This window comes from Roseateles sp. (assembly GCF_052436255.1).
Classification (GTDB): Bacteria; Pseudomonadota; Gammaproteobacteria; order Burkholderiales; family Burkholderiaceae_C; genus Pelomonas.
The window spans coordinates 1-6,028 of the sequence record NZ_JBQVNP010000212.1 but is presented as its reverse complement, the minus strand read 5'-3'; the positions used below and the strand labels follow the sequence as shown (position 1 = coordinate 6,028).

At 70.0% G+C, this 6,028-nt stretch carries 5 protein-coding genes; all 5 read left to right on the top strand.

Annotation, left to right across the window (positions count from 1 at the left end; all coding sequences use genetic code 11):
• On the top strand, nt 1-239 hold a 239-nt coding region (locus ACT6S0_RS25750; protein ID WP_444766585.1), incomplete at its 5' end, for a GNAT family N-acetyltransferase.
• Nucleotides 240-369: 130 nt separating this feature from the next.
• The gene (locus ACT6S0_RS25745) at nt 370-2,628 is read left to right on the top strand and encodes a type VI secretion system Vgr family protein (RefSeq protein ID WP_444766584.1); all 2,259 of its coding nucleotides are present in this window, start codon (nt 370-372) and stop codon (nt 2,626-2,628) included.
• Nucleotides 2,625-3,152, top strand: a complete 528-nt coding sequence (locus tag ACT6S0_RS25740) for a DUF4123 domain-containing protein (protein WP_444766583.1) — start codon at nt 2,625-2,627, stop codon at nt 3,150-3,152. Before ACT6S0_RS25745 ends, ACT6S0_RS25740 begins: the two co-directional genes overlap by 4 nt.
• A gap of 663 nt (nt 3,153-3,815) precedes the next feature.
• Nucleotides 3,816-5,570, top strand: coding sequence for a hypothetical protein (locus ACT6S0_RS25735; RefSeq protein WP_444766582.1), 1,755 nt, complete (start codon nt 3,816-3,818; stop codon nt 5,568-5,570).
• A gap of 171 nt (nt 5,571-5,741) precedes the next feature.
• The coding region (locus ACT6S0_RS25730) for a hypothetical protein (protein ID WP_444766581.1) at nt 5,742-6,028 on the top strand (287 nt) is incomplete at its 3' end.

The window sequence follows — 6,028 nt, the reverse complement described above, 5'->3', positions numbered from 1 at the left end:
CCGCAGGCCTGTACCGCACCGACGGCGCCTGCGTCGTGGTGGACCTGTGCATCGCTCCGGCCCACCGCGGCCGCGGCCACGGCCGCCGGCTGCTCGACGCGCTGGCCGCACGCGCGCCGCGCCTGCCGCTCTACGCCGTCGCCGAGCCACAGGTCGGCGCCTTGTATGCCGCCGTGGGCTGGCGGCCCGTGGCCTTCATCCAGACCTTGCGCTGCAAGTCATTGCTGCCGATGTTCTGAGCCCGCCAGGGAACCAAAGCGGCCGCTTCCCCCACCAAGGCCTGAAGGCCTGCCCGATCTCGCGTGCTGGCCATGAATCGGGGCAACGGATATGGCACTTGGCGGACTACTCGGCGGCAGCAGCCATGTGATGTCGATCAACACGACGCTGGGGGCCGACAAGCTCCTGGTGCTGCGCATGGACGGCCAGGAGCAGCTCGGCCGCCTGCCGGAGTGGCGCGTCGAGCTGGTCGGCAACGTCAACCTGCTCGGCATGAAGGAGCACATCAACCTGCACGGCCTGCTGGGCACGCGCGCCAACGTGACCATCGACCTGCACGGCGTCAAGCGCGAATTCAATGGCTACGTGACGCGCGCCCAGCGCGGCGAACGGCATGGCCGCTTCGAGGCCTTCAGCATCGTCATGCGGCCCTGGCTGTGGTTCGCCACGCGCAGCAGGAACTCGCGCGTGTTCCAGAACAAGAGCGTCAAGGACATCGTCACCGCGGTGCTGACGCCCTACAGCAGCGACTTCGCCTGGCGCCTGCTGCTGCCCTCGGTCTACCCGACGCTCGAATACTGCGTGCAGTACGACGAGAGCGACTTCGACTTCGTCAGCCGCCTGCTCGAAGAAGCCGGCATCTACTACTTCTTCGAGCACACATCGACGACGCACACGCTGGTGCTGACCGATTCCATGGCCAAGCACCGCAGCAAGGCCAGCACCGCGCCCATCGAATGGGCCAACCGCCTCAAGCACGAGCAGTGCATCATCGACTGGCGCAAGCAGGAGGAGGTGCGCGCGGTCAAGGCCACGGTACGCGACCATGACTACCTCGCCAGCGCCACGCAGATCGAGCAGGACAAGTCGGCCCTGCCGCTGTCGGCCACCGCCAAGCTCGGCGACGGCGAGGTCTACGAGTACCCGGCGCGCGCGGTGCTCAACCAGAAGAACCCCGAGTCCGCCTCCGCCACGTCGGCCGCCACGCAGGTCGCCAAGGTCAGGCTGGAGGAGCTGCAGGCGCTGCAGACCGTCTACACCGGCACCACCAACTGCAACGACATCGCGGTAGGCGCCACCTTCCTGCTGGCCAAGGCCGCTTCGCTGCTGGAGAACAGCAACTACCTCGTCGTCGGCATGAGCTTTCGCGCCGAGTTCGGCGACCACGAGGCCATCGAGGACATCAAGTCCATCAAGCGTCGCCGCGATGGCTTCACTGCCGACATCTCCTGCATCAGCATGAGCGGCAACCCCTTCCGCCCCGAGCGCCGCACGCCGCGGCCGGTCATGCACGGGCCGCAGACGGCCACGGTGGTCGGCGCCTCGGGCAACGAGGTGGAAGTCGACAAGCACGGCCGCGTCAAGGTGCAGTTCCACTGGGACCGCGAAGGCGTCAAGGACGCCAACAGCTCGTGCTTCGTGCGCGTGGCCCAGCCCTGGGCCGGCAAGGGCTCGGGCCTGTGGATGATCCCGCGCATCGGCCACGAGGTCGTTGTCAGCTTCATCGGCGGCGACCCCGACCGGCCCATCGTCACCGGCTCGGTGCACAACGACGTCAACCTGCCCGCCTACGAGCTGCCCAAGCTCTCGCATGTCAGCGGCTGGCGCACCCACTCGACCAAGGAGGGCGCCGTCGACATGTACAGCGAGCTGCGCTTTGCCGACGAAAAGACCAAGGAATACATCTGGCTGCAGTCGCAGCGCAACTTCTACCGCCACGTCAAGGAAGACGCCTTCGACTTCGTCGTCAAGAACGAGACCCGAAAGATCAAGCTCACGCGCAAGGAAGTCATCGGCGAGAACTGGTATGTCAACGTCGGCAAGGATGTGATGCACGACCTGGGCAAGGACCTGCACACCAAGGTCGCCGGCGACATCTTCACCACCGGCGCGGCCACCTACCAGCTCAAGCTGACCAAGGACTTCAACGCCAAGGTGGGCGCCGACCACGGCCTGGACGTGACCGGCAAGACCGACCTCAAGTCCGGCGGCGCCATCAGCCTCCAGAGCGGCGCCGACATCAACTTGAAGGCCACCGGCAAGATCGCCCAGGAGGCCACCGGCAAGGTGTCGCTCAAGTCCGTGGCCGACATCGTCATGGAGGGCCTGGCCATCAAGGCCAAGGGCCAGACCGAGATCGTGCTGGAGGCCAGCGTCGGCATCAAGATCGTCTGCGGCGCCTCGGTCATCACGCTGGGGCCGGCCGGCGTCACCATCGACGGGCCGCTGGTCAAGGTCAATTGCGGCGGCGGTGGTGGTTCGGCCGGCAGCGCGGAGTCGGCGGCCGACGCCGCCCCTGCGGCGCCCGCCGACGCCCTGGACCAGGCCGACCTCAAACCCGACCAGGCCACCGATTTCGACAAGCTGTTTGCCGACCCGATCACCGCCGGCGGCGGAGGCAGCGCTTGACCAGCCCTGCGTTCATGGCGGCGCTCTGGCCCTTCGACGGCGCGCGCGTGCATGCGGTCATCGACGGCGCCGTCGTGGCCGGCCTGCCCGAGAAGCTGAAGACGGCCGACTGCGCGGGCTGGGACTGTCTTCAGCGCGGGGCGCTCGGTCCTGACGCCGCCGAGCAGGCGGCCTACATCGTCGAGCTGTTGCCCGGGGCCGGCTTCACCGCCTGGCTGCTCGTCGATGTCAACGCCGCCTTTGACGGCTGGGGCGTGTTGATGAGCTCACGCCAGCCTTTGCTCGCCATGCGCGAGCACAGCCGCGACCTGGGCGAGGTCCGCACACCGGAGGGCCAGCGGCGGCCGTGGCGCTGGTGGGACGCCGAGTTGCTGGACACGCTGCTGCCCACGCTCACGCCGCCGCAGGTCGACGCGGTGTTCGCGCCGGGGCAGCAGATCGCCTGCCCGGGGCGGGCGGCGTGGGTGTGGTGGCAGCGCTTGGATGGGGTGGTTGATCGGCAGGTTCGTGAGCTTGGCGCTTGATATGTGGTGGCTTTCTGGTGGCTCCGGGAGGAGTGGGTTGCTGGCCAGGCCCATGCCGGGAGTTCGCCCCGGCGGGCGACCTACTTTGGCTTCGCCGAAACCTTCCGTTTTCTTGTCCGCACAAGAAAGTAGGCAAAGAAAGCGCCCCTGCAAAACCGCCCCTGCGGGGTTCCCTGCGATGCTCGAAGGCCGAGGCCCGCGCTCAACTACCTTCGCTACGCTGCGGTCGGACAGTAGCGCGGAGTCAGAAGTTGAAGCGTGCTGCGCACGCGCCTCGGCCTTCTGCGCTTCTCGGCGGTTTAGAAGGGGAGTCCCCAGAACAGCCGAACAGCCAACAGCCAAACCCGAAAACCGTTCGCAGCGAGGTATTTCTCTTCCCCCCTTTGAGCCCGCCGAGGAACGGAAGGTCTTGAGGCCGTGCGCGCAGCGCACTTCAAGCTCTGACTTCGCGCAGCTGTTTGAGCGGCGCGTAGCAAAGCGAGTTCTGCGCGAGGCCTCAAGACCTGAGTACCGCAGGGAACCCGAAGCGAAGCGGAGGGCGGGCGGGTCGGGGGCGGTTTCTTTGCCTACTTTCTTGGGCGCCCAAGAAAGTAGGTCGCCCGCCCGGGCGAACTCCGGGCATGGCCCTGGCCATCAACCCAAACCCACCAAAGCAGCCCCCCCATGCTGCACCTGACCCCCACCCAGCTCGACCACATCGAGCGCCTGCAACTGCGCCGCGACACCGCCTCGCTCATGCAGCTGCTCAGCCAGGCCTGGCCCGATGTCGCCGAGCAGCTCCAGGCCCGCTGGCCCGCCTTTGTCGATGTGGCGCTGGAGCGCGCCCACCAGCTCGGCCTCAAGGACATGGCCGACCAGGCCCGCTATGCCTGCCTGTGCTGCCTCTGGGGCGCCAGCTTCGAGACCAAGCCGCGCTTTGAATGGGCGGCCGCCCTGTGCGCCGATGCGGCCCTCAGCCCCACCGTGCGGCTGCACCAGCTCAGCCACCGCTCGCGCGAAGAGCTGGTGCGCCGCGCAGCCAAGGCCGAGCCGACACAGCAGGCGCTGACACCGGGCGGTTTCGACAAGGCCATCGCGGCCGTCGAGGCAGGGCTGGCCGCCATCACGCGCGGCCGTGCCATCTACCTGGACCAGCCGCCCACACCCCGCCCCAAGGCCTGCGACCTTGGCGCCATCAGCTTCGCCGTCGCCGAGCCCAGGCCGCTGCAGGCCTACCAGGGCCAGGACGGCGCCTGGCGCCGCGCCGACCTGCCGCCCTGGGCGCCACCGCCCGAGACGCTGGCCGCCGCGCTGGAAGAACCCCGTGTGCTGCCGGTGCTGAGCCGCGCCGTCGGCACCGGCGCCAGCGCCCGCCTGCAGCTGGCCGTCGACACCCTGGCCGCCTGCAGCGCCCACCATCCCGAGGTCCTGCATGTCAGCGCCGCCGGCCGCCTCGCGTGGCGCGGCGCCGACACGGCCAAGCTCAGCCTGACGCTGCATGCCCCGCCGCCCGACCCCAAGCTCGGCCCCGCGGGCATCGCCCACGTCGAGCCGCCCGACCTGCAGACCGTCAGCATCACCAGTTGCGGCATCCGCGATACCGGCGCGCCGCTGGGCCAGCTCCAGCTCGGCCTGCAGGTGCATGCCGCCACTCAGCGCCTGGTCGAGGTCAGGCATGGCGCCATGCCCGCCCAGGCCTGGCCGGCAGAGGGCGAGCCGGCCGCGCACACAAGCACCGCCGCCACCGCCTGCCACCTCGAAGCCGATGGCCAGGCCCAGCCGGCGCCGGCCTGGCTCAAGGCCTGGCAGGGCCTGCAGCCGCTGGCGCGCACCGGCCTCGACAAACTCTTTGCCGCCTGGTCGCGCGAGATGGCCGGCAGCAGCGGCCGGCTGGAGGCCGAGCTGTCGCCGCTGGTCGGCCAGGCCGGCATCACCTGGGGCTGGCAGCACGGCTCAGAGGGCGACGTCGCGCTGCGCCTGCAGGGCGCCATCGACTTCACCGCCCTGGTGCTGGACCTGCGCCTGGCCGGCGAGCTGGCCTGGGGCGCCAGCCGCGCCCGCGTCAGCCTGCGCGCCCACGGCCGCAGCGAATGGCGCATGGCGTTGGACCAGCGCGGCGCCACCGCGGCCGAGGGCCAGGGACTGGCACAGGCCAGATGCAGCTGGCGCCACCCGTTCGCCCTCACTGTCGAGGCGATGGCCACCGGCGACCCCGCGCTGCTGTCGGCGGGCCCCTTGCCTGAAGCCCTGCGTGGCGCCGTCATCGGTGAATGCGGCCTGCGCCCGCGCCCCGACGGCCGTGGCATGCAATGGTTCTACCGGCTGGCCATCGAGCCGGTGCATGTGCTGCTGCTGCGCCAGGACCCGATCGGCGGCACCCAGCGCCAGCGCCGCGAGCTGCTCCCGGCCCTCGTTCTCATCGACTGGAGCGCAGGCTGATGAAGCCCCCACGTTCGTTGCACTCACTGCCTTGCAGGCCGCACCGGGCCAGTGGCCCGGTTCTTCACCGGCCATGCAGCGTCCACTGGACGCTGCATGCGCGGGTTCAGCCCCCCGGGGGGGCGCATCAGCGCCTGCGGGCGGCCGGGCGGCGCTGACATGGACCGCCTCATGTGCCTGCACGTCCAGACCAGCGGCGAGCCCGTCGAGGTCCATGTCAACGGCGTGCCCGTGCTGGCCCTGCCGGCCGGCGCGGGCAGCCAGTCGGTCACCGTGCACGAATACCTGCAGAACGGCAGCAACCGCATCAGCCTGGTCGTCGCGCCGCCACCCATCGCCCAAGCGGTGGCCGCGCCCCATGCGCCGGCCCAGCCGCGACTGGCCGCGCGTGCGGCGCAGGCGCGGGCGCGGCTGGTGCTGCTGCGCCAGGGCAAGAGCCTGGCCGATGAGGCCGTGCG

Excerpts from the sequence above, each read along its gene's own strand:
- ACT6S0_RS25745 (WP_444766584.1), top strand. The coding sequence starts at position 370 with ATGTCGATCAACACGACGCTGGGGGCCGACAAGCTCCTGGTGCTGCGC.
- ACT6S0_RS25735 (WP_444766582.1), top strand. The coding sequence starts at position 3,816 with ATGCTGCACCTGACCCCCACCCAGCTCGACCACATCGAGCGCCTGCAA.